We start from the raw sequence: 22,120 nt of genomic DNA on the forward strand, positions 1-22,120 counted from the left end.
CGCGCTACTGCATCGTGATGATCCTGATGGGCATCGTCTGCTTCCAGGCGCCGGGGCTCGCCGCGGCGCTCACCGGCGGTGCCGCGGTGCAGCAGGGCGCGACACGGCTGCGCGGGGGTTCCCAGATCGCCGGCCACCCCAGTACGGCACGGCGCCGATCTTGCGAAACATCATCGCACAGCGTTTATGGCGATTTTGTCGGCCGAGCAGCGTGCACGACAAGGGTGAGCAATGAGGCACGCGAGAGCGCAAAACGTGCGCGGATCCGGCACGGCGAGGGGCGGTTACCCTGGGGACGGCATGGTCTTGCGGCACCGGCGACCGGGCCGGCGGCTCCTTCACGCGCCCAGCGCCGACCGTTGCGCCTGCGTGCTGCGCAGCGTGATGCCAGAAGCCGCGAGCGCGGCGATGCAGACCTCGTGCACCAGGTCGGCCGGCAACGCGGCACCGCCCAGCGAGGGCCGGTCGAAGCTGGCGCAGGCGTCGTGCACCACGGTCACCTCGTAGCCGAGGTCCTTGGCTTCACGCGCCGCCGCGGTGACGCAGGCATCGGTGGCGAGGCCGACGATGACCAGCTCGTGATGCGGACCCGGCGGCGCCAGGGCTTGCACGAAAGCCGGCAGCTTGAACGGGCTGTTCGTGCGCTTGTCGAAGACCGGCTCGCCAGGATGAGGCGCGACGGCGGCCTCGATTGCCAGGCCCGGCGCACCCGGGGCGAGCGGCGAATCGGGGCGGGAGGAGACGTGGCGGGTGAAGATCACCGGAAGACGGCGGCCGCGCCAGGCTTGAAGAAGCCCGGCGACATTCGACAGGCAAGAGGGGTTGCCGCGGGGGCCGTATTCGGGGGAATTCAGGCCGATCTGGACGTCGATGACGAGGAGGGTGGGCCCGTCATTCCACTTCCTCTTCGTGCTGACGAAGTCTCCTGTCAACTCTGGATCCGTCGCTCCTGATGACCGCATGACCCGCTCCAAGCCTGGCATCTTCGACGTTCATGCCGTTTCGCGGTCGATCAAACCCGCAGACGGGCCGGTCCTGACCCAGCGATAACGGAACTCCAGGTCGACCTGGACGACAAGGTCGGCGTGCTCGCGACGAGGACGCACCCAGGTGCTGTAGTCCTTCCACTCGCTCGGAACCCTGGCCGCCGCATCGCACGCCGACATGCCCCGCTTGCGCTGGTTGGCGCGTACACGCAGCTCGAACGCCACAGCCTCGTCGGCATCGATGAAGACCTTCAGGCCGGAGTGAGGCGCGAGCTCGGGGTGAAGCGAATGGATGCCTTCGACCACGAGCACGTCCACAGGGGACACCGTCCTCGGCTCGGCGCTCTTCGTGCCCGTTTTGTTGTCGTAGCGGTGCACGCAGAACGGCTTGCGCTCGAGAAAACAGACGATCGCCTCCTGCAAAGCCGCCATGTCGATCGACCGGAGGTCGTAGCCGCTGATGCCGATGGCGTCGCGCTCGGCGCGGTCGCGCATGAAGTCGTCGGTCGAGATCGCGTCGGCGGCGATGCCGAGCCGCCCCAAGCCCGCCACGAGTTGCGCGGCCACGGTCGATTTGCCGGTGTCGGCCCAGCCGCAGAGGGCGACGACGAACGGCGCGCCGCATCCTTCAAGGGATATACGTACCCGATCGGCCAGCGCCCGGGGCAGGTTCAGGCTCGAGCCGCGATCTCGGAAATCTGCTTCGACAAGGATCTCAGGATGCATGGCAGGCAACGGCCTCCACATAAGGCCGGCCGAAACATCGTGCCAGACGGTCGAGCGCCTGATCGTTGGGCGCATTCGCGGGGTTCCGCGCCGCCTGGGCCTTCAACACCGCCCGCTGGGCGTCGAAGCCGGCGCGGCGCGCCTTCATTCCACTTCCTCTTCGTACTAACGCAGTCTCGTCATGGCATCGGCGTCGAGAGCGTATTTCTATTTGAGCGCCCGCAGTTGCGCGTCGGTACCTGCACAGAATTCGTTTGCGTTCTTGACGATTTCATTCATGCGCGCCGTATCCGCGGGGTCCGGTAGTTCGCCTCGAAAATGGTCGCAAACGGCTCGACGCTGGATGAAGCCGTCAAGGTCTCGCTGTTCGGCGCACTGCGTGGCGCAGCCGGAGAATGCCAGAGCAGCAGTTAATATTCCTTTGCGATACGATCGAAGCACGTCAGATGCCGCAACGTCAAAATTGCGCCCAGGGCGGCGCAGCGGGGAAACTTGCCATTGCTGGCATCGAACCAACATGCCAGCTTGCCGGATGCACCAGAATAAACCAAAGCGATTGCTTCGGGGCATCAGCGCCTCGCTCTTTCGATTATTTCATCATACTCGTTCAGCTTCGACATGACCTTGATGTTATTCGCATACTTCGACTTCAGCGCGGCCAGCCGCGCATCCGTTCCGGCGCAATAGAGTTGAATCTGCTCAAGGACTTCCTTCATGCGCTCAGGATCAGGCGGATCGGGTATCTCGCCCGCGAAGTGCTCGCACGCTTCTCTTTCGTCCACGAACTTCCTGAAGTCAGCGAGGTCTTCTTCTGCACGGGTGCTGCACGCGGCAATAGCCAGCGCTGCGAAGAGTGTGGCCGTTATGCGAGCGAGACCGAAGTCATCTTCCCGTATCCGACCAATGTGGCCTGTCGGTTCCAGATCCGTTGTACTTGATGACTCCATAACTTGCTCCAATTGCCGCAAGGCGGACGTTCATGCCGTTTCGTGGTTGGCTCGTAATGTTTTCAGTGTTGCCACCCGCGTCTTTGACAGGCAATGTGTCGACCCACGAGATCGACATATCGATGGCCGCACCGACCGTATGCCGGGAGTTGAGCGCAGGAGCCGTCATGAGGTTCTGCATGTCGTATCCGTCTACCATGCCCTGCGCGCCGGCCAGTGAGTCCGCGGCAGCGTAGACGCCCGCCGCATCAACGTGGTCCCATCTGATATTGACACCAGCCATCTTCGGGATCGTTCGAGGGTCGATACCTATGTTGACAATCATCCAGCTCCAGTGCATCAGATATGCACGCTGCGGCGGACGATAGGTAGCTGACACGGTTACCGACGCGCCCGCGGCACGTAGCGCAGCGATGAACGATGTGACGTTCGCCCTGAACGGCTCCATGCAGGCCGTAACGGAACGGCTACCAGCAAAGCGCACACACCAGTGCGCGCCGCTTGGATCTGCCGCCGGGACGCTAACAACAGCAGGGGCCGTGTCCGTCGCAGGGGTAAGAGTCGCTCGAGATGTCACCATAATAAGGAGCCTCGATGTTCGCCGCGCATCGCGTGTCTGAACCCACCAACTGGGTCAAGCCATCCGAATCGCTATTGCCAATGAACTCTTCGCCGGATTCCAGCGTAATCCTATAGGACATGCTCACGACGGGACGACCGGTCATTTCATCTTTCAGCAGAAATCGCAGATCGAATAGCGACCTTTTGACCGATTCGATCGCGGCCTGCCCTGATGCCGCGGCGACAGCATGGGTCACCGCCGATACTCCAACGGCGCCGTCGAGTTCAACCGTGGTGGCCGTCTGGCTTGAGAGCAAGGTGGCACCGCATGAAGTCCTGCAGCCGTGGTAGGCAACGGCCTTCCCATCGATCAGCATCGTGTCGTCTCCCGTCACGATCACGGTGGTGCCGTGTCCCTTCTTCGGGCAGCGCACCTTGTCTCCGACGCGGGCAATTCGCCTCCCGTGCGTGTCAGTTATTTCGGAGCACTCGATGACTTCACCGCCGTGGTCCGTCTTGTCGCCCATAACGATCATTGCCGGCATTTTTCAGACCCCAGATGACCCATTAGCACAGTTGCCGCTCACTTGTAATCCGAGGAAGCGCAGTCGCGGACCGATCGCGCTCAGGCATCGGCGACAACCAATGTGTTGAAGGCGGCAGGCCGTCACGCGGTTATCACACCCGCCGGGCGGAGCGGCAACCCCATTCGGGGCGACTCGAGATCCGGCGGCCGCGTGCGCCCTGTTGGCATAAGGGATTCGTCGGGGCTGTCGGGCTTCACCTGCCGGGTGCCGTGAACCTGGCACCCGAACGCGTCGGGTTCGCGCCGGTTCTACGAACAGTCGAACAGGAGGCGTAGCGTCGACATCACCCGAGCCACCGGGAGAACGCGGCACCGAAGACGGTGAACGGCACGGCGACGACGTGGACCGCCTTCACGCCCGCAACGAACGGATGCTCAGGCCTCACCCACCCGCGCGCTCCAGTAGTCGGACCGCCGACGATGAGGAGCGACTGCGACGACCAGCAAGCCATCCGGCGAGAGGCGATAGACGATGCTGAACGGGAAACCCTTCACCAGCACGCTGCGCGTGGCTTGGGGCGAAGGGGCACCACCCATCGGATGGCGCACAGCCCGCTCCAGTGCCGCTTCGACTGCCGCCTGGAACCGAATCCCGACCCCGGTCCTGGCCTTCGAGTAGTACTCGACCTCGTGCAACAGCTCGCGCGCGGCTTCGGGCAGGAAACGAACCGCGCTCACTTCGCGAGAACGCGGGCCTTGGAAAAGACCTCTTCGGCGGGAAGCGCCTGGACCTCCCCGCGGTCATATGCGGCCAGCCGACGCTCGATCTCGACGGCCCACGCCGCGTCGAGTTCGACGACCGCCGGCTCGTTCAGCGACTCTAGCAGTTCATCGACGAGGCGCTCGCGCTCCTCGCGGGGCAGTTGCTTGCCACGTGCTGCGAGTTCGGCGGCGGTGTCCGGCATGGCGACTCCGAAGAACGGAAGCCCAGTCTACCCGGCGTGATGCGAGGTTGCCGACGGCAGTGAAGCCCACGAGGGGCCCAGCGCAGACGAAGAACCGGCCGCGGGCCAAACCCCGTCCAACTCAGACCGCGACCAGCACGGCACCCGACCTCAGCGCTTGCGCCCCTGACCCTTGCCGCCCACAGGTGCCTTGCCGCCCACGCCCGGCCCGCGGCGCTCAGCCGCGGCAGGCACAGCAGCCACCTTCCCCGCGCCACCCCGCCCCGGAGCGGCCGCAGCACCCGCCGCGCCGCCAGCAGCACCCGCCTTCGCCCGCCCGCAAGGCAACCCCGCCCGCGGCGGCAGCCCCGTGTGCTGCGTCAGCATCGTCCCCTTGCCCGGCGGCGTGCTGTTCTTGCGCCGTGCGCTCTGGTAGCCGCCGTCGATGGCGGGCTGGTAGCTCGGGATCAGGTGCTGCTTGCCGTTGCCGATCAGGTCGGCACGGCCCATCTCCTTCAGTGCCTCGCGCAGCAGCGGCCAGTTGTTCGGGTCGTGCCAGCGCAAAAAGGCCTTGTGCAGCCGCCGGCGGCGCTCGCCGCGCACGACGTCGACACGCTCGCCGCGTTCGTCGCGGTGCACGCCCTTCAGCGGGTTCAGCCCGGTGTGGTACATCGCCGTCGCGGTGGCCATCGGGCTGGGGTAGAAGGTCTGCACCTGGTCGGCCTTGAAACCGTGGTGCTTGAGCCAGCGCGCGAGGTTCATCATGTCCTCGTCGGTCGTGCCCGGGTGCGCGGCGATGAAGTACGGGATCAGGTACTGCTTCTTGCCCGCCTCGGCGCTGAACTGGTCGAACAACTGCTTGAAGCGGTCGTAGGCGCCGATGCCCGGCTTCATCATCTTCGACAGCGGCCCGCCTTCGGTGTGCTCGGGCGCGATCTTCAGATAACCGCCGACGTGGTGCGACACCAGCTCGCGCGTGTACTCCAGGCTCTTGACCGCCAGGTCGTAGCGCAGCCCCGAGCCGATCAGCACCTTCTTCACGCCCGGCAGCTCGCGCACGCGGCGGTAGATCTTCACCAGCGGGCCGTGGTCGGTGCGCAGGTTCTGGCAGATGTCGGGGTAGACGCAGCTCGGCTTGCGGCAGGCGGACTCGATCTCCGGGCTCTTGCAGCCCAGCCGGTACATGTTGGCCGTCGGCCCGCCCAGGTCGCTGACGACGCCGGTGAAGCCCGGCATGGCGCGCATCTGCTCGACCTCGCGCACGATGCTGTCGGCGCTGCGGCTCTGGATGATGCGGCCCTCGTGCTCGGTGATCGAGCAGAAGCTGCAGCCGCCGAAACAGCCGCGCATGATGTTCACGCTGAAGCGGATCATCTCCCAGGCCGGGATCTTGGTCGCGCCGTCGTGGCGGCCGAACTCGTCGGCGTAGCGCGGGTGCGGGCTGCGGGCGTACGGCAGGTCGAAGACGTGGTCCATCTCCGCCATCGCCAGCGGCAGCGGCGGCGGGTTGATCCAGACGTCGCGCTCGCCGTGGCGCTGCACCAGCGCGCGCGCGTTGCCGGGGTTGGTCTCCAGGTGCAGCACGCGGCTGGCGTGGGCGTAGAGCACCGGGTCGGCCCTGACCTGCTCGTACGAGGGCATGCGGATCACGGTGCGGTCGCGCGGCGGCGGCGCGGCGCGCGCGGCACGCCGCGGCACGAAGCTGATCGGGTGCTCGGCCACCGTGCTCAGCGCGCCGGTTTCGGCGTCGATCACGGTGATGTCGTCGCCACCGGCGGGCACGGCCAGCGCCGGGGCGTCGCTGGCGGCGGTGTGGTCGGGCGGCTCGTAGGGGTTGGCCAGCGCGTCTACGCGCCCGGGCAGGTCGACCTCGCTCGAGTCGATCTCGACGAAACCCTGAGGCGCGAAGGCGCTGCGCACCAGGAAGGCGGTGCCGCGGATGTCGGTCATCGCCTCGATGGGCTCGCGCCGCGCCAGGCGGTGGGCGATCTCGACGATGGCGCGTTCGGCGTTGCCGTAGACCAGCAGATCGGCCTTGGTGTCGGCGAGGATGGAGCGCCGCACCTTGTCCTGCCAGTAGTCGTAGTGGGCGATGCGGCGCAGGCTGGCCTCGATGCCGCCGATGACCACCGGCACGTCCTTGTAGGCCTGCTGGCAGCGCTGGGTGTAGACCAGCGTCGCGCGGTCGGGGCGTTTGCCGGCGGCGGCTCCCGCGGTGTAGGCGTCGTCGCTGCGGATGCGGCGGTCGGCCGTGTAGTGGTTGATCATCGAATCCATGTTCCCGGCAGCGATGCCGAAGAACAGGTTCGGTCGCCCCAGCGCCTGGAACGATTCGACCGCGTTCCACTCGGGCTGGGCGATGATGCCGACGCGAAAACCCTGGGCCTCGAGCACACGCCCGATCACGGCCATGCCGAAGCTCGGGTGGTCGACGTAGGCGTCGCCGGTGACGATGACGATGTCGCAGGAGTCCCAGCCCAGCGCCTCCATCTCCTGCCGCGAGGTCGGCAGGAAACGCGCGGGGCCGAAACGCTTGGCCCAGAACGGCTTGTAGCCGGTGAGGGCACGCGCCGGGCGCGGCGGGGTCGGGGGGCTGGACACGGGTATTTCTCGGGTTTTGGGCTAACCGGCGATTGTCGCCGCCCGCGCCCGCCCCATGTGGCGTCAGGGCCGGCCCGGGCCCGGTCTGGCGGCGCCTCGAGCCACCGGGCGTGTGTTCCGTCGCGCTCGGCTCTTGCGGTTCGCGCAAATGCTCAAGTGCGGCCGAACGCGGTCGATAGCGCCTCGATGGACGCTTACTGGCCCCCGCTGCTCGCCGCCGCGCTCGTGTTCGCCGCCTTCAGCGGCGCCGCGGCCCTGTGGAACCGGAGCCGCGTCACCCAACTGCGGCGCCGGCTGGAAGATGCCGAGAACTCGCGCTTTGCCGCCGAGGAGACGGCACGCGCACTGGTGCGGCAGCTCGACACGCCGGCGCCGGCCGGCGACCAGGCGGAGCGCCGCGCCGCGCTCGACCGCGCCCTGGCCCCCGCCGAGCGCCGCGGCGCCGACTGGCCCGAGACCCAGCCGATGACGATGACGCCCGAGATGCGCCCGTTCGCGCCGACGCAGGCGATGGAAGAGCCGCCGCCGCGCTAGACAAGCGGCGTCGGCCCCGCGCGTGACAGCGCTTGCGGGCCTGCGACAGGCGCGCGGCGCCGCAGGACCTGTCAGCCGGCCGTCGCCGCCGCGTCCTCGTCGTCCGCGCCGAGGAAACCGCCGCTCTGGTGCGCCCACAGCCGCGCGTACAGGCCGCCGGCAGCCAGCAGGCTGCGGTGGTCGCCGACCTCGACGATGCGGCCGCGGTCCATCACCACCAGCCGGTCCATCGCCGCGATCGTCGACAGCCGGTGCGCGATCGCGACCACCGTCTTGCCTTCCATCAGCTTGTACAGGCTGTCCTGGATCGCCGACTCGACCTCGCTGTCCAGCGCGCTGGTGGCTTCGTCCAGCAGCAGGATGGGCGCGTCCTTCAGCATCACGCGTGCGATCGCGATGCGCTGGCGCTGGCCGCCCGAGAGCTTGACGCCGCGTTCGCCGACGTGGGCGTCGTAGCCCTGGCGGCCCTTGGCGTCGGCCAGGCCGGCGATGAAGTCGGCCGCGGCGGCACGTTCGGCGGCGCGGCGCATGTCCTCGTCGCCGGCGTCGGGCCGGCCGTAGAGGATGTTGTCGCGCACCGAACGGTGCAGCAGCGAGGTGTCCTGCGTCACCATGCCGACGGCGGCGCGCAGGCTGGTCTGGGTGACGCCGGCGATGTCCTGGCCGTCGATCGTGATCCGGCCAGAATCGATGTCGTACAGCCGCAGCAGCAGGTTGACGACGGTGCTCTTGCCCGCGCCCGAGCGCCCGACCAGGCCGATCTTCTCGCCCGGGCGGATGACGAGCGAGAACTCGTCGAGCACCGGCCTGCGCGGGTCGTAGGAGAAACGCACGTCGTCGAAGCGGATCTCGCCGCGCGACACCTCCAGCGGTTTGGCCTCGGGCTTGTCGAGCACGCTGCGGGTCTTGGCCAGCGTGGCGATGCCGTCGTGCACGGTGCCGATGTGCTCGAACAGCGAGGCCATCTCCCACATCACCCAATGCGAGATGCCGTTCAGGCGGAAGGCCATCGCGGTGGCCGCGGCGACCGCGCCGACGCCGACCTGGCCCTGCGTCCACAGCCACAGGCACACGCCCGCGGTCGACGCGATCAGGCCCACGCTCAGCGCCTGGTTGGCGATCTCGAAGCCGCTCACCAGGCGCATCTGCGCATGCACCGTGCCCATGAACTCCTGCATCGCGCTGCGCGCGAAACGCGCCTCGCGCTGCGAGTGCGAGAACAGCTTGACGGTGGCGATGTTGGTGTAGGCGTCGGTGATGCGCCCGGTCATCAGCGAGCGCGCGTCGGCCTGCTTCTGCCCCACCTTGCCCAGCCGCGGCACGAAGAAGGCCAGGCACAGGCCGTACAGCGCCAGCCAGCCGGCGAAGGGCAGCACCAGCCACAGGTCGAAGCTGCCGACGATGCCCACCAGCGTGACGAAATAGATCAGCACGTAGACCAGGATGTCGGCCAGGATCAGCCAGGTGTCGCGCACCGCCAGCGCGGTCTGCATCACCTTGGTGGCGATGCGGCCGGCGAACTCGTCCTGGTAGAAGCCCATGCTCTGCTCGAGCAGCTGGCGGTGGAAGTCCCAGCGCAGGCGCATCGGGAAGTTGCCGAACAGCGACTGGTACTTGACCAGCGCCTGCACGCCGGCGAGCACGATGCTGGCCACCAGCACGCCGGCCAGCAGCGTCAGCGTGTGGCCTTCCTGCTGCCACAGCCGCGCCGGGTCGACTTTGGCGAGCACGTCGATGACGTGGGCCATCATGCTGAACAGCAGCGCCTCGAAGGCGCCGATGCCGGCGGTCAGCAGCGTCAGCGCGAGCAGCAGCCCGCGCATGCCACGCGAGCATTCCCAGAGGAAGGCGAAGAAGGTCTTCGGCGGTGTGGGCGGCAGCGCATCCGGGTAGGGATGCACCAGGCGTTCGAAACGCTGGAACAAGCTGTGGTCTCCGTGGCGCCTCGTGGGCGCGGCTGCGGCGGACGGGCGCCGCGGCGGGCGGCCGGGGCGGCCGCAGGGGTGGCGATTATCGGCAACCGGCGTGTCCACGCCAGCCGAGCCCCCGCAGCGGACACGGGAGTGACAGCCGCCGCCGGCTCTGGAGCGAACTCTCCAATGGCGCTGGCTAAGATGGCCCGAAAACCAAAAACACGGAGACAAGCGTGTACGACTATCTGATCGTCGGCGGCGGTTCGGCGGGCTGCGTGCTCGCCGCGCGCCTGTCCGAAGACCCGCAGGCCCGGGTCGCGCTGATCGAGGCCGGCGACGCCGACCGCAGCGCGCTGATCCACTGCCCCGCCGGCATCGCGCTGATGGCGCGCACCGGCCAGGCCAACTGGGCTTTCGCCACCGCGCCCCAGCCCGGGCTTGGCGGGCGCAGCGGCTACCAGCCGCGCGGCAAGGTGCTGGGCGGCTCGAGTTCGATCAACGCGATGATCTACATCCGCGGCCAGCACGAGGACTACGACGGCTGGGCCGCCGCCGGCAACCCCGGCTGGAGCTGGGCCGAGGTGCTGCCCTACTTCCTGAAGGCCGAACACAACGAACGCGGCGCCAGCGCCTGGCACGGCGGCGGCGGCCCGCTCAACGTGATGGACCTGCCCGAGCCCAACCCCTGGTCGCAGCGTTTCATCGAGGCCGCGCGCCAGGCGGGCTTCGACGAGAACCCCGACTTCAACGGCGCCAGCCAGGAAGGCGTCGGCTACTACCAGGTGACGCACCGGGGCGGCGAACGTTTCAGCGCTGCCAAGGCCTATCTGGCACCGGCGCTGGCGCGCCCCAACCTCGAGGTGATCACGGGTGCGCAGGCGCTGAAGCTCGTGCTGGAGGGCCGGCGCGCCGTCGGCGTCGAAGTGCTGCAGGGCGGCACGCGGCGCGTGCTGCAGGCGCGGCGCGAGGTCGTGCTGGCGGCCGGCGCGCTGCAGTCGCCGCAGCTGCTGCTGCTCTCGGGAATAGGCCCGGGGGCCGAGCTGCAGGCGCTGGGGCTGCCGGTGCTGCACGAGCTGCCGGGTGTCGGCCGCCATCTGCACGACCACCCCGACGTCGTGCTGCTGGTCGACGCGCCGCAGGCCCGGGACACGGTCGGGGTCTCGGTCGGCGGCGCCTGGCGCGTGCTCGGCGGCGTGCAGCAGTGGCGCGCGCAGCGCAGCGGCATGCTGACGACCAACTTCGCCGAGGCCGGCGCCTTCCTGCGCACGCGCAACGACGAGGCGCGGCCCGACATCCAGCTGCACTTCGTCATCGGCAAGCTCGTCGACCACGGCCGCAGCACGGTGCTGGGGCACGGCTGGTCGGCGCACGTCTGCGTGCTGCGGCCCAAGAGCCGCGGCAGCGTCGCGCTCGCCAGCCCCGACCCGCTGGCGCCGCCGCGCATCGACCCGGGTTTTCTCAGCGACCCGGACGACCTGCGCCGCCTGATGGCCGGCGTGCGCCTGACGCACCGCATCCTGGCGCAGCCGGCGCTGGCCGGTGGCGGCCAGCCAACGGCTGCCGGCCTCGACGAAGCGGCGCTGGAGCGCTGGGTACGCGCCAAGGCCGACACCATCTACCACCCGGTGGGCAGCTGCCGCATGGGCCCGGGCGCCGACGACGTGGTCGACGCCGAACTGCGGGTCAAGGGCATCGCGGGCCTGCGCATTGCCGACGCGTCGATCATGCCGAGCATCGTTTCCGGAAACACCAACGCGCCGACCATCATGATCGGCGAGAAGGCGGCGGACATGATCCGCCGCGCCAACGCCTGATGCGGCTGTCGGTGCTCGACCAGTCGCCCGCGGCCGCCGGCCGCGGCGAGGACGAAGCGATCCGCGCCAGCGTCGCGCTCGCCGAACACTGCGAAGCGCTGGGCTACGAACGTTTCTGGGTCAGCGAACACCACAACCTGGCGGCGCTGGCCGGCACCGCGCCCGAAGTGCTGCTGGCGGCGATCGCGGCGCGCACCCGGCGCATGCGCCTGGGCAGCGCCGGCGTGATGCTGCCGCACTACGCGCCGCTGAAGGTGGCCGAGCAGTTCCGCGTGCTCGATGCGCTGGCGCCGGGGCGCATCGACCTCGGTGTCGGCCGCGCGCCCGGCGGCGACATGCGCACCGCGGCAGCATTGAACCCGAACGCGCTGCAGGCGGCCGAAGACTTCCCGCAGGCGGTGGCCGACCTGCAGGCCTGGGTCGGCGGCACCCGCCACGGCGGCATCGTCGCCCACCCGCGGGCACCCGAGGGCGCCGGGCCCGCCCGCACGCCCGAGGTCTGGATCCTCGGCAGCTCGACCTACGGCGCGCAGCTGGCGGCGCACATGGGGCTGCCATACGCCTTCGCCTATTTCTTCGCCGACGGCCAGGGCGTCGAGGCGGCGCTGGACCTGTACCGCGGCCTGTACCGGCCGAGCGCGCGCCACCCGCGGCCCGAGGCGACGATCTGCGTCTGGGCCCTGGCCGCCGACGACGATGCGAGCGCGCGCTTTCACGCGCTGTCGCGCGAACGCTGGTGGCTGGACCGCCAGCGTGGCCGGCTCGGGGCGCTGCCGCGGCCGGAGGACGTCGCGCTCACCGGCTTCGAAGCCGACGAAGAGGCGCTGCTGGCGGGCTCCCGCGCCAAGACCCTCGTCGGTGCCGCCGCCGACGTCGCCGCGCGGCTGCAGGCGCTGGCCGGGCGGCTGGCGCTGGAGCACGTCGTCGTCAACACCTGGGCCCACGACGAAGCCGTGCGCCAGCGCTCCTACACGCTGCTGGCGCGCGAGTTCGGGCTCGCGCCCCAGACGTCCTCGTAGACCGCGTCCTGCCAGGGCCGGCGCGTGCGCCAGCCTTCCTGCTCCAGCATCGGCGCGGCGTAGAAGGCCTCGACCGGCCCGAGGCAGAGGATGGCCAGCGGCTCGGCGCCGGCCGGCATCGCCAGCAGCTCGGCCAGCCGCGCCGGCTCGAACATCGAGACCCAGCCCAGCCCCAGGTTCTCGACGCGCGCGGCGAGCCAAAGGTTCTGGATCGAGCAGGCGAGCGAACACACGACCATCTCGCGCGGCATCGTGCGCCGGCCGAAGACGGTGCCGTCGTCGGGCGGCAGGGCCGCGACCAGCAACTCGGCGCATTCGCGTATGCCTTCGACCTTCAGCCGCAGGAAGTCGGCGGCGCGTTCGCCGAGCGCAGCGGCGGTGGCGTCGCGTTCGGCAGCGACGATGTCGGCAATGCGTTCGCGCAGCGCGGCGTCGCGCACGCGCAGGTAGCGCCAGGGCTGCATCATGCCGACCGATGGCGCCTGGTTGGCGGCCTGCAGCAGCCGATCGAGCGTCTGCGGCTCGATGTTCTGGCCGCGGCGGAAATGGCGCATGTCGCGGCGTCCGGCCAGCAGGCGCTGCAGCCGGGCACGGTCGGCCGGGCCGTAATGTTCGCCGCCGGGCGGGGCCGCAGGCGCCACGGCTTCGGCCTCGCGGTAGTGCGGCGACAGCCGCACCGTCTCGCCGACGATCAACAGCCCGGGGCGTTCGTCATAAGCCGGCGCCTGCGCCGCCAGCGCCGCCAGCCCGGTGGCGACGACGCTCTGGCTCTCCCGCGTGCCGTCGAAGACCAGCGCCGCCGGTGTGTCCGGCGCCAGGCCGTGGCGCTGCAGCTCGGCGGCGATGTGCGCCAGCCGGCGCACGCCCATGTAGAAGACACGCGTCTGCTGCGGCTGGGCCAGCGCCGCCCAGTCGGGCGCGGTGTCGTCGGCGAAATGGCCCGGCAGCAGCACGCAGTGGCGCGCCAGGTCGCGGTGCGTCAGCGGGATGCCGGCGGCCGCGCCGCAGCCGCTGGCGGCGGTCACGCCGGACACGACCTCGACGCCGATGCCGGCTTCGAGCAGCGCCTGCACCTCCTCGCCGCCGCGGCCGAAGAGATACGGGTCACCGCCCTTGAGCCGCAGGACACGCCGGCCGCGGCGCGCGTGTTCGATCAGCAGCGCCTGGATCTGCGGCTGCGGCACCGAGTGGTGGCCGGCGGCCTTGCCGACGTCCAGACGTTCGGTGTCGGGCGGCAGCAGCGCCAGCACCTCGGGCGCGAGCAGGCGGTCGTGCACGACGACCTCGGCCTGCAGCAGCCGGTGCCAGGCACGCAGCGTCAGCAGGTCGGCGGCGCCTGGGCCGGCGCCGACGAGGCAGACACTGCCCTCGGGCCAGGGAGAAACCGGCACCGAGCCGAAGGACCCGGCGGCGTTCATCGCCAGCCCTCCGGACGGAGCGAGGGCCGGGGGCGCCGCGCGGGCACGACAACGGGGCAGCCGCGACAGGCGGCAGGAATGGAAGGCGGCAGCAGGGACATGGAGGCGACGGTCGACGGCCGCCTGCTTCCCCGCGGGCGGTTCGGGTGCGGCCGCGGCTGCGGCCCCTCGTTGGCCGGTATCCGGGCTGGCGGACCCGCCGTGCCCTCCTTCCCGGACGCCGAGGTCCAGTGGAATGTGGGCACGACCGACACGAGGTCGTCCGCTTACCGTTGCGGGGGCAGCTCAGGTTGGGGCCGGATCCGGCGGACCGGCCCTTCCTGATTCCCGTTTGACTGCGCCGGCACGAGAGCCGGCACGAGCACCAACGACGGGCATCATAACCAGCGGCCGGGGCGCGCCAGCGCTTGGCGCAGCCGCCCGCTGGGGCACCGCACCCGCCTGCGGGACTGCCCAAAAACCGGGCAATCCAAAGAAAACGCCGGCGTGACAGGCACTTGCGCGCCGGCCCCCCATCTTGTCCACAGGGATGCCAACGGCGGACGGGGACATCCCCGCGCCGCCTTCAGAGCGTGATCGCGAGCGTGTTGTCGCCCGGCTGCGGGTCGCTCCACAGGCCGAGCACGAAGCCGCCGAGCATCGCCGTCATCGCGTCGCTGCTCTGCGCCATCGCCTGCAGCGTCGCGGCGACGCCGGCGTCGGTGAGCTTCTCGTCGCCGGCGTAGTGGGCGACCATCGCCGGCACGATCAGCGGCACCAGCGCCGCGGCCGTCGGCGCCGGCACCGAATACGGCGCCGAGGTCAGCAGCGCGGTGACCAGCGTCTCCAGGCCGGTCTCGAGGTAGTCGCGCGACCAGGCGACGAAGTCCTGCGGGTGGCCCGTGGTGGCGGTGACGGTGCCGCTTTCGATGGCCAGCGTGCGCGCCGCGCGGTCGACGGTGGCCAGGCGGTAGGGGCTGGGCGCGGTCACGGTCGAGCCGGTCTCGACGTCGTGCACGGTGACGCCGCCGTAGCTGGCGCGCACGATGTCCTGGGCGTGGTAGTGGCCGGTGAAGACGACGGTCAGGCCGGCGGCGGCGAAGGCCGCGGCCAGGTTCTGGCGGTCCTCGACCAGGTACTCGGGGAAAAAGGTCGACTGGCCGGGGAAGTGTTCGATCAGGCCGTGGTGCATGCTGCCGAGCGCGACGACGCCGCGCTCCTTGGCCTTGGCCAGCCAGGTCTGCAGCCAGCTGAGCGTGGCGGCGCGCACGCGGCCGGCGGTGATCGGCGCGCTCGGCGACGCGCTCTCGGCGTAGCGGCAGGAGTCGATCGCGAACAGCCAGACGCCGTCGCCGACTTCGGCCACGTAGCTGAGCGAGGCCGGGTCGCGTGCGATCGCATTGCCGTAGCCGCAGTTGGCGTAGATCGTCGCGAAGGTGGCCGCGTCGGCCTGGGCGGCGGCGGTCGCCGGCACGGTGCGGAAGTCCTTGGCGTCGGGGTTGGCGACGTCGTGGTTGCCCGGGATCACGAAGACGCGGATGCCCTTCGCGCGCAGGGTCTGCAGACGGGCGGCGAGCAGTTCGTGGTTGACCCGTTCGCCGTCCTTGGTCAGGTCGCCGCTGATCAGCAGCGCGTCGGGCTTGTCGGCGACGATGGCCGCGAGCGCGGCGTCGAAGATCTCGACGCTCTCCTTGATCATCTTGCGGTCCTGCAGCAGGTAGGCGTCGAGTTCGGTGCTGCTGCCGAGCTGGGTGCTGTCGTAGAGGTGGATGTCGCTCAGCACCGCCAGGCGCAGCGGGCCGTCGTCGTCGTTGTCGCTGCCACCGCCGCAGCCGAGCAGCGCCTGCGGCAGCACGATGACGGTGGCCAGGCCGGCGGCACTCTGCAGGAAGCGGCGGCGCGGGTTCGGGTGGCGGGTGTTGTCGTTAGATGAATTCATGACGGTCCTGTGGCATTCGTGCCGGCGGCACGACGGCGGGCATTGCAGGCCCGGGCGGTGATCGCCGCGTGACAGCGCTGCGACGTCTGATGGCGGTTTGAGCGGCGTCAGCCGGCGCGCTCGCATCCGGGCATGGCAAAGGCGGCGCCACGGCTTCGTCATCGACGCTTCACCCGCACGTCACCCCGGCTCGTGACGATCGCGGTCCATGCCCGAAACGATCCTGACCCCGCCCCTCGCCGCCGCCGCGATCGAAGACCGCAGCAGCGCCCGCAACCCCCGCCGGATGCCCGGCGCCACGGCCGAGGCCGAGGCGGCGCTTACGGTCGCCTGGGCCCGCGACGATGACGAGGTGCGCGAAGCGCAGGCCCTGCGCCACGAGGTTTTCGTCGGCGAAATGGGCGCACGCCTGGACCTGCCGCCGGGAACGCCGGCCGGCCTGGACGTCGACCGCTACGACGCCTTCTGCGAACACCTGCTGGTGCGCGCGCCGGGCGACGGCGCCGAGCCCGGCCCCGTGGTCGGCACCTACCGCGTGATGACGCCGGCAGCGGCCGCACGCGCCGGCGGGCTCTACAGCGAGAACGAATTCGACCTGGCGCCGCTGGCACCGCTGCGCACGACGATGGTCGAGCTCGGCCGTTCCTGCGTGCACCCGGACTGGCGCTCCGGCGGCGTCGTGATGGCGCTGTGGGCGGCGCTCGCCACCTTCATGGCGCGCAACGGCCTGCAGACCATGGTCGGCTGCGCCAGCGTCGGCATGCGCGACGGCGGCCACGCCGCTGCCAGCCTGTGGCGCCGGCTCGAAGCCAGCCACCTGGCGGCGCCCGAGTGGCGGGTGCGGCCGCGCCTGGCGCTGCCGGTCGAGGAGCTGCGCCAGGACCTGGACGTCGACGCGCCGCCGCTGCTCAAGGGTTATCTGCGCTGCGGTGCGCGCGTGCTGGGTGCACCGGCCTGGGATCCCGACTTCAACACCGCCGATCTGCCGGTGATGCTGCGCCTGGACGACCTGCCGGCGCGCTACCGCAGGCACTTTCTCGGGGCTTGAACGGGGGGCTGACCGCGGGCCGCGCACGCCGGCGGTGCAAGGGCGGGGGCCGCGTCAGCGCTTGCCACAATTTGTGGCAATCAGATGAAAGCCCCGATGAATCAAGGACCTGCGGACGCCGCGCACGAGTTGTCCACAGAGATGCCAACTCCGGCCGTGGAAATTCACAGGCCTTACGCCGCGACCCGCCGCACCGTCGTCGGGCGCGGGCCGCGAGCCTGACGCACAGAGGCGGCGCAAGCGGCGCGGCTCAGCGCGAAATCAGCAAAGTCCGGGCCTGAAAAGCGAAACCCCCTCCGGTCCAGGGGGCCGGAGGGGGCGGGTGACCGCTGGTCACCGATGGGGCTCCGAAGAGAAGAGGTCCGGGGCCCCCGACGCGCAGGAATTGCGCCGTCTTCCTTGATGCCTGCGTTCAGGCTCCACAAACTTAGGCGAGGCCTGGCCGCACTTCAAGCGCGAAATCCGCGCCGGATGCACGTCAAGAGGGTGAGATCAAACCTTCGACGAGCGACTGCACCCGCTGCTCGACCGCGGCGTCCATCGTGATCGGGCGGCCCCACTCGCGCGTGGTCTCGCCGGGCCACTTGTTGGTCGCGTCCAGCCCCATCTTGCCGCCCAGGCCGCTGACCGGCGAGGCGAAGTCGAGGTAGTCGATCGGCGTCTCCGAGACCAGCGTGGTGTCGCGCACCGGGTCCATGCGCGTCGTGATCGCCCAGATGACTTCGCGCCAGTCGCGGATGTCGACGTCGTCGTCGGTGACGACGATGAACTTGGTGTACATGAACTGCCGCAAAAAGCTCCACAGGCCGAACATCACGCGCTTGGCGTGGCCCGGGTAGGCCTTGCGGATCGAGATCACCGCCATCCGGTAGCTGCAGCCTTCGGGCGGCAGGTAGAAGTCGACGATCTCCGGAAACTGCTTCTGCAGGATCGGGACGAAGACCTCGTTCAGCGCCACGCCCAGCACCGCCGGCTCGTCGGGCGGCTTGCCGGTGTAGGTGGAGTGGTAGATCGGGTCGCGCCGGTGCGTGATGCGGTCGACCTGGAACACCGGAAACCAGTCCTGCTCGTTGTAATAGCCGGTGTGGTCGCCGAACGGGCCTTCGAGCGCGTGCAGGTAGCCGCCGCGCTCGCAGAGCTTGACGCCGCGTTCGGACTCGCCGCTGAAGCCGTCCGGCGCCACCGGGATGTGGCCCTCGAGCACGATCTCGGCGCTGGCCGGCACCTGCAGTGCGCGGCCCTCGCCGACGCCGGATTCGACGAGTTCGGTGCGGCTGCCGCGCAGCAGGCCGGCGAACTGGTACTCGGACAGGCTGTCGGGCACCGGCGTCACCGCGCCGAGGATGGTCGCCGGGTCGGCGCCGAGCGCGACGACGATCGGGAAGGGCTTGCCCGGGTTGGCCTGGGCGAACTCGCGGAAGTCGAGCGCGCCGCCGCGGTGCGCCAGCCAGCGCATGATCAACTGGTTGCGGCCGATCAGCTGCTGGCGGTAGATGCCCAGGTTCTGGCGCAGCCGCGGCGCCGCCACCGCCTGCGGCCCGCGCGTGACGACCAGGCCCCAGGTCAGCAGCGGGCCGGCGTCGCCGGGCCAGCAGGTCTGGATCGGCAGGCGGTTCAGATCGACTTCAGAGCCCTGCAGCACGACTTCCTGGCAGGGCGCGCTGCGCTGCAGCGCCGGCTTCATGTCCCACAGCGCCTTGGCCATGTGCAGCAGCTTGCCGGCGTCCTTCAGCCCCTTGGGCGGTTCGGGCTCCTTCAGGCCGGCGAGCAAGCGGCCGACGTCGCGCAGTTCGGCCGGCGACGAGGCCCCCATGCCGAGGGCCACTCGCTTGGGGGTGCCGAACAGATTGATCAGCACCGGTGTCGTGAAACCGGTCGGTTTGCGGCAGAGAACGGCCGGGCCGCCAGCCCGCAGCAGCTTGTCGCCCAGCGCGGTCATCTCGAGCACCGGAGACACCGGTTCATGCAGCGTTCGGAGCTCGCCGACGGCCTCGAGTTGGGCCAGAAAATCGCGCAGGTCTCGGTAGGTCATGCTTTTTGGATATAACAAGGCGACTTCATATTCTTGACCGGATATGAGAGCCTTCTTAAAATTCGCGCCAGCCCTGGATCTGGATCAGGGCAGACCCGTACCGTCCGCATCGTAATCATCAGGACGGACGCTGCAGTCCCGCTTGCGTGCCGGCCCGTTCGATGGCCGTTTGCGCAAAGTCGGTCGATTATCGCCGTCGCCCCGTCGTGAGCCCCCTGCTCCACGGCCGGGCTCCTGGACGGCGCTTGGAAGAGGGATGCGATGAAAGCCATTGCGATGCTGCGCACTGCGCAGCAAGCCACGGGGCGCTCGCTGACGGTATTCGCCCGTGACGTCGGTCACGGTCTGCTGGAGATCGGGCACAACACCCTGGCCGTGGTCGGCCTGGCGGTGGTGGCGGCGCTCGTCTTCGTGGCGGGCCGCGACGATCTGCGGCAGCAGGCCGAGACGATGGCCTTCGAATGGCTGCAGACGCGGCACGAAGTGCGTGTCGCCGCGGCCGGCGAAACCGAGGAGGTGCCGGCCGAGCCGGACGCCGTGAACCGCGCGACCGCGGCCGACCCGAAGGCGCTGACGCGCCAGCAGGCGGCCGTCGCGACCTGGATCTCGCGCCGCTACAAGGTGGCGCCCGAGCCGATCAGCGCGCTGGTGCAGGAAGCCTGGGCCATCGGCCAGAAGGCGGGACTGGACCCGACGCTGATCCTCGCGATCATGGCCGTCGAGTCGAGCTTCAACCCCTTTGCGCAGAGTTCCGTCGGCGCCCAGGGCCTGATGCAGGTGATGACCCGCATCCACGACGACAAGTACCAGGCCTTCGGCGGCAAACACGCGGCCTTCGACCCGATCAGCAACCTGCGCGTCGGCGTGCAGGTGCTCAAGGAGTGCATCAGCCGCGCCGGCGGCCTGGAAGACGGGCTGCGGCGTTATGTCGGCGCCGCGCTGCAGGACAGCGACGGCGGTTATGTCGACCGCGTGATGACCGAGCAGGTCTATCTGAAGCGTGTCGCCGCCGGCAACCGCGTACCGGTGACGGCGCCGATGATCGTGCCGCGCGAAGCGGCGCCGATCCCGGTGCCGCCGGCCGAGCCGCCGACGCCCCGCGCCGAGCAGCTGGCGCTGCTGCGCCACTGAGCCCGGCCCCGCCCGGCCGGGCGTTTGACGTCCTCCGGCGGGTGTAGGCTGCGGCTGCCGTTACACTCCGCAGCCTGCGCGACTGGCGATGAAGGGGCGACACCCGCCCCGAGGTGGACTGACCACCGGGAAGCGCAGACCGGCCCCACAGCCGGTGTCCGCCGTTCGCCTGGGCAGCTCTCGACGACGCCTCGCCATCGGGGCGCTCGATGGCCCTTCCTTCCGAAGAGGACTGCCGTGTTCGACCGTACCACCTCCACCATTGCCAACGTCGACCCCGAGATCTGGGCCGCCGTCCAGGCCGAGAACCGCCGCCAGGAAGAGCACATCGAGCTCATCGCGTCGGAGAACTACACCAGCCCCGCGGTGATGGCCGCGCAAGGCTCGCAGCTGACCAACAAGTACGCCGAGGGCTATCCCGGCAAGCGTTACTACGGCGGCTGCGAGTACGTCGACGTCGTCGAGCAGCTGGCGATCGACCGCGTGAAGCAGCTCTTCGGCGCCAACTTCGCCAACGTGCAGCCGAACTCGGGCTCGCAGGCCAACCAGGCCGTGTTCTTCGGCCTGCTCGAGCCGGGCGACACGATCATGGGCATGAGCCTGTCCGAAGGCGGCCACCTGACGCACGGCATGCCGCTGAACATGAGCGGCAAGTGGTTCAAGGTCGTCAGCTACGGCCTGGACGCCAACGAAGCCATCGACTACGACGCGATGGAACGCCTGGCGCTCGAGCACCGCCCCAAGCTGATCATCGCCGGCGCCTCGGCCTACAGCCTGGGCATCGACTTCGAACGTTTCGCCAAGGTCGCCAAGGCCATCGGCGCCTACTTCATGGTCGACATGGCGCATTACGCGGGCCTCGTCGCCGCCGGCGTCTACCCGAACCCGGTGCCGCACGCCGACGTCGTCACGTCCACCACGCACAAGAGCCTGCGTGGCCCGCGCGGCGGCATCATCCTGATGAACGACGAGGCGATCGCCAAGAAGATCAACAGCGCGATCTTCCCCGGCATCCAGGGCGGCCCGCTGATGCACGTGATCGCCGGCAAGGCGATCGCGTTCAAGGAAGCGCTCGCGCCCGAATTCAAGGCCTACCAGCAGCAGGTCGCGGCCAACGCCAAGGTGCTGGCGGCGACGCTGATCGAACGCGGCCTGCGCATCGTCAGCGGCGGCACCGAGAGCCACGTGATGCTGGTCGACCTGCGTCCCAAGGGCCTGACCGGCAAGGAAGCGGAAGGCGTGCTGGGCAAGGCCCACATGACCTGCAACAAGAACGGCATCCCGAACGACCCGCAGAAGCCGATGGTCACCAGCGGCATCCGCCTGGGCACGCCGGCGATGACGACGCGCGGCTTCAAGGAAGACGAGGTGCGCCGCACCGCGCACCTGATCGCCGACGTGCTCGACAACCCGCACGACGAGGCCAACCTGGCCGCGGTGCGCGAGAAGGTCGCGGCGCTGACGCGCGACTTCCCCGTCTACCGCTGACACGAGGCGGCGGCGCATGCGTTGTCCGTACTGCGCCCACGGCGAAACGCAGGTCGTCGAGACCCGCGAATCCGACGAAGGCGGCGTCGTACGCCGCCGGCGCCGCTGCCTGCACTGCGAAAAGCGCTTCACGACCTACGAGCGCCCCGAGGTCGCGATGCCGGCCGTCGTCAAGAAGGACGGCGCGCGCGTCGAGTTCGACGCCGGCAAGCTGCGCGCGTCGATGCTGCTGGCGCTGCGCAAGCGCCCGGTCGGCGTCGAGCAGGTCGACGCCGCGATCGAACACATCCAGGAGCAGCTGGTCACAGGCGGCGCGCGCGAGCTGCCGAGCACACGCGTCGGCGAACTCGTGATGCGCGAGCTGAAGAAGCTGGACAAGGTGGCCTACGTGCGTTTCGCATCGGTCTACCGCAGCTTCGAAGACGTCGACGCGTTCCGCCAGCTGATCCGCGACATCTGACGCGGCGCGTCCCTCGTTAGAGGGGCCACGCCAGCGGGCGCCCCACGCCCCCGC

The 22,120-nt window shown here is 69.8% G+C and carries 21 protein-coding genes and 2 riboswitches; of the genes, 7 read left to right on the forward strand and 14 right to left on the reverse strand.

Going from position 1 to position 22,120, the window contains the following annotated elements:
• Window positions 1-338: 338 nt before the first annotated feature.
• From CKO43_RS13090 to CKO43_RS13135, 10 genes are all read right to left on the reverse strand, one after another.
• Window positions 339-974 (reverse strand): cysteine hydrolase family protein, encoded by a 636-nt coding sequence (locus CKO43_RS13090; RefSeq protein ID WP_200378914.1) that lies wholly within the window; start codon window positions 972-974, stop codon window positions 339-341.
• Between the two features lie 18 nt (window positions 975-992).
• Window positions 993-1,712, reverse strand: a complete 720-nt coding sequence (locus tag CKO43_RS13095; protein ID WP_200378915.1) for a uridine kinase family protein — start codon at window positions 1,710-1,712, stop codon at window positions 993-995.
• Window positions 1,702-1,860: a hypothetical protein gene (locus tag CKO43_RS13100; protein WP_200378916.1), complete on the reverse strand. Its 159-nt coding sequence runs from the start codon at window positions 1,858-1,860 to the stop codon at window positions 1,702-1,704. Before CKO43_RS13100 ends, CKO43_RS13095 begins: the two co-directional genes overlap by 11 nt.
• A 59-nt stretch (window positions 1,861-1,919) precedes the next feature.
• Window positions 1,920-2,282, reverse strand: a complete 363-nt coding sequence (locus CKO43_RS13105; protein WP_200378917.1) for a hypothetical protein — start codon at window positions 2,280-2,282, stop codon at window positions 1,920-1,922.
• Window positions 2,282-2,494, reverse strand: a complete 213-nt coding sequence (locus CKO43_RS13110; protein WP_200378918.1) for a hypothetical protein — start codon at window positions 2,492-2,494, stop codon at window positions 2,282-2,284. The genes CKO43_RS13105 and CKO43_RS13110 overlap by 1 nt, the downstream gene beginning before the upstream one ends.
• A gap of 100 nt (window positions 2,495-2,594) precedes the next feature.
• Complete coding sequence (locus tag CKO43_RS13115) at window positions 2,595-3,107, reverse strand: hypothetical protein (protein ID WP_200378919.1); 513 nt, start codon at window positions 3,105-3,107, stop codon at window positions 2,595-2,597.
• A gap of 73 nt (window positions 3,108-3,180) precedes the next feature.
• The gene (locus CKO43_RS26435; protein WP_200378920.1) at window positions 3,181-3,765 is read right to left on the reverse strand and encodes a PAAR domain-containing protein; all 585 of its coding nucleotides are present in this window, start codon (window positions 3,763-3,765) and stop codon (window positions 3,181-3,183) included.
• Window positions 3,766-4,181: 416 nt separating this feature from the next.
• Entirely contained in the window at window positions 4,182-4,484 is a 303-nt protein-coding gene (locus CKO43_RS13125; RefSeq protein WP_200378921.1) for a type II toxin-antitoxin system RelE/ParE family toxin, read from the reverse strand.
• Window positions 4,481-4,711, reverse strand: a complete 231-nt coding sequence (locus CKO43_RS13130; protein WP_200231799.1) for an addiction module protein — start codon at window positions 4,709-4,711, stop codon at window positions 4,481-4,483. The genes CKO43_RS13125 and CKO43_RS13130 overlap by 4 nt, the downstream gene beginning before the upstream one ends.
• 150 nt (window positions 4,712-4,861) lie before the next feature.
• On the reverse strand, window positions 4,862-7,291 hold the full coding sequence (locus tag CKO43_RS13135) for a YgiQ family radical SAM protein (RefSeq protein WP_346728252.1): 2,430 nt from the start codon (window positions 7,289-7,291) through the stop codon (window positions 4,862-4,864).
• Window positions 7,292-7,477: 186 nt separating this feature from the next.
• Between CKO43_RS13135 and CKO43_RS13140 the strand changes: the two genes are divergently transcribed.
• Complete coding sequence (locus tag CKO43_RS13140) at window positions 7,478-7,825, forward strand: hypothetical protein (protein ID WP_200378922.1); 348 nt, start codon at window positions 7,478-7,480, stop codon at window positions 7,823-7,825.
• Between the two features lie 71 nt (window positions 7,826-7,896).
• Here CKO43_RS13140 and CKO43_RS13145 read toward each other — a convergent pair whose 3' ends face one another.
• Entirely contained in the window at window positions 7,897-9,750 is a 1,854-nt protein-coding gene (locus tag CKO43_RS13145) for an ABC transporter ATP-binding protein (protein ID WP_200229030.1), read from the reverse strand.
• Window positions 9,751-9,971: 221 nt separating this feature from the next.
• Here CKO43_RS13145 and CKO43_RS13150 point away from each other — a divergent pair, with 221 nt between their 5' ends.
• Together CKO43_RS13150 and CKO43_RS13155 are read left to right on the forward strand one after the other, a co-directional pair.
• A complete protein-coding gene (locus CKO43_RS13150; RefSeq protein WP_200378923.1) occupies window positions 9,972-11,552 on the forward strand; it encodes a GMC family oxidoreductase N-terminal domain-containing protein in 1,581 nt (526 codons plus the stop codon).
• The gene (locus CKO43_RS13155) at window positions 11,552-12,571 is read left to right on the forward strand and encodes an LLM class flavin-dependent oxidoreductase (RefSeq protein WP_200378924.1); all 1,020 of its coding nucleotides are present in this window, start codon (window positions 11,552-11,554) and stop codon (window positions 12,569-12,571) included. Before CKO43_RS13150 ends, CKO43_RS13155 begins: the two co-directional genes overlap by 1 nt.
• Here CKO43_RS13155 and cobA read toward each other — a convergent pair.
• Together cobA and CKO43_RS13165 are read right to left on the reverse strand one after the other, a co-directional pair.
• A complete protein-coding gene (cobA, locus tag CKO43_RS26320) occupies window positions 12,520-13,989 on the reverse strand; it encodes a uroporphyrinogen-III C-methyltransferase (protein ID WP_200378925.1) in 1,470 nt (489 codons plus the stop codon). The two genes, CKO43_RS13155 and cobA, sit on opposite strands and share 52 nt — an antisense overlap.
• A gap of 156 nt (window positions 13,990-14,145) precedes the next feature.
• Window positions 14,146-14,373: riboswitch (cobalamin riboswitch) on the reverse strand.
• A gap of 181 nt (window positions 14,374-14,554) precedes the next feature.
• Window positions 14,555-15,907: a metallophosphoesterase family protein gene (locus CKO43_RS13165; protein ID WP_200378926.1), complete on the reverse strand. Its 1,353-nt coding sequence runs from the start codon at window positions 15,905-15,907 to the stop codon at window positions 14,555-14,557.
• Window positions 15,908-16,115: 208 nt separating this feature from the next.
• Here CKO43_RS13165 and CKO43_RS13170 point away from each other — a divergent pair, with 208 nt between their 5' ends.
• Window positions 16,116-16,955: a GNAT family N-acetyltransferase gene (locus CKO43_RS13170; protein ID WP_200378927.1), complete on the forward strand. Its 840-nt coding sequence runs from the start codon at window positions 16,116-16,118 to the stop codon at window positions 16,953-16,955.
• A gap of 478 nt (window positions 16,956-17,433) precedes the next feature.
• Here the strand turns inward: CKO43_RS13170 and CKO43_RS13175 are convergent, their stop codons facing one another.
• Window positions 17,434-18,987 carry a UbiD family decarboxylase gene (locus CKO43_RS13175; RefSeq protein ID WP_200229017.1) on the reverse strand — a complete coding sequence of 518 codons (1,554 nt, stop codon included), beginning with the start codon at window positions 18,985-18,987 and terminating at the stop codon, window positions 17,434-17,436.
• A gap of 261 nt (window positions 18,988-19,248) precedes the next feature.
• Here CKO43_RS13175 and CKO43_RS13180 point away from each other — a divergent pair, with 261 nt between their 5' ends.
• From CKO43_RS13180 to nrdR, 3 genes are all read left to right on the forward strand, one after another.
• Window positions 19,249-20,118 (forward strand): transglycosylase SLT domain-containing protein, encoded by an 870-nt coding sequence (locus CKO43_RS13180; protein WP_200229015.1) that lies wholly within the window; start codon window positions 19,249-19,251, stop codon window positions 20,116-20,118.
• A 68-nt stretch (window positions 20,119-20,186) separates the two neighbouring features.
• Window positions 20,187-20,300, forward strand: a riboswitch (ZMP/ZTP riboswitch).
• Between the two features lie 55 nt (window positions 20,301-20,355).
• On the forward strand, window positions 20,356-21,606 hold the full coding sequence (gene glyA / locus CKO43_RS13185) for a serine hydroxymethyltransferase (protein ID WP_200378928.1): 1,251 nt from the start codon (window positions 20,356-20,358) through the stop codon (window positions 21,604-21,606).
• A 16-nt stretch (window positions 21,607-21,622) separates the two neighbouring features.
• Complete coding sequence (nrdR, locus tag CKO43_RS13190) at window positions 21,623-22,066, forward strand: transcriptional regulator NrdR (RefSeq protein WP_200229012.1); 444 nt, start codon at window positions 21,623-21,625, stop codon at window positions 22,064-22,066.
• Window positions 22,067-22,120 lie beyond the last annotated feature (54 nt).

Source organism: Rubrivivax gelatinosus (assembly GCF_016583785.1).
In the GTDB taxonomy this organism is placed as follows: domain Bacteria; phylum Pseudomonadota; class Gammaproteobacteria; order Burkholderiales; family Burkholderiaceae_C; genus Rubrivivax; species Rubrivivax gelatinosus_B.

Excerpts from the sequence above, each read along its gene's own strand:
- CKO43_RS13130 (WP_200231799.1), bottom strand. The coding sequence starts at position 4,711 with ATGCCGGACACCGCCGCCGAACTCGCAGCACGTGGCAAGCAACTGCCC.
- CKO43_RS26435 (WP_200378920.1), bottom strand. The coding sequence starts at position 3,765 with ATGCCGGCAATGATCGTTATGGGCGACAAGACGGACCACGGCGGTGAA.
- CKO43_RS13165 (WP_200378926.1), bottom strand. The coding sequence starts at position 15,907 with ATGAATTCATCTAACGACAACACCCGCCACCCGAACCCGCGCCGCCGC.
- CKO43_RS13105 (WP_200378917.1), bottom strand. The coding sequence starts at position 2,282 with ATGCCCCGAAGCAATCGCTTTGGTTTATTCTGGTGCATCCGGCAAGCT.
- CKO43_RS13095 (WP_200378915.1), bottom strand. The coding sequence starts at position 1,712 with ATGCATCCTGAGATCCTTGTCGAAGCAGATTTCCGAGATCGCGGCTCG.
- cobA (WP_200378925.1), bottom strand. The coding sequence starts at position 13,989 with ATGAACGCCGCCGGGTCCTTCGGCTCGGTGCCGGTTTCTCCCTGGCCC.
- CKO43_RS13170 (WP_200378927.1), top strand. The coding sequence starts at position 16,116 with ATGCCCGAAACGATCCTGACCCCGCCCCTCGCCGCCGCCGCGATCGAA.
- CKO43_RS13140 (WP_200378922.1), top strand. The coding sequence starts at position 7,478 with ATGGACGCTTACTGGCCCCCGCTGCTCGCCGCCGCGCTCGTGTTCGCC.
- CKO43_RS13155 (WP_200378924.1), top strand. The coding sequence starts at position 11,552 with ATGCGGCTGTCGGTGCTCGACCAGTCGCCCGCGGCCGCCGGCCGCGGC.
- CKO43_RS13180 (WP_200229015.1), top strand. The coding sequence starts at position 19,249 with ATGAAAGCCATTGCGATGCTGCGCACTGCGCAGCAAGCCACGGGGCGC.
- nrdR (WP_200229012.1), top strand. The coding sequence starts at position 21,623 with ATGCGTTGTCCGTACTGCGCCCACGGCGAAACGCAGGTCGTCGAGACC.
- CKO43_RS13115 (WP_200378919.1), bottom strand. The coding sequence starts at position 3,107 with ATGGAGCCGTTCAGGGCGAACGTCACATCGTTCATCGCTGCGCTACGT.
- CKO43_RS13100 (WP_200378916.1), bottom strand. The coding sequence starts at position 1,860 with ATGAAGGCGCGCCGCGCCGGCTTCGACGCCCAGCGGGCGGTGTTGAAG.
- CKO43_RS13175 (WP_200229017.1), bottom strand. The coding sequence starts at position 18,987 with ATGACCTACCGAGACCTGCGCGATTTTCTGGCCCAACTCGAGGCCGTC.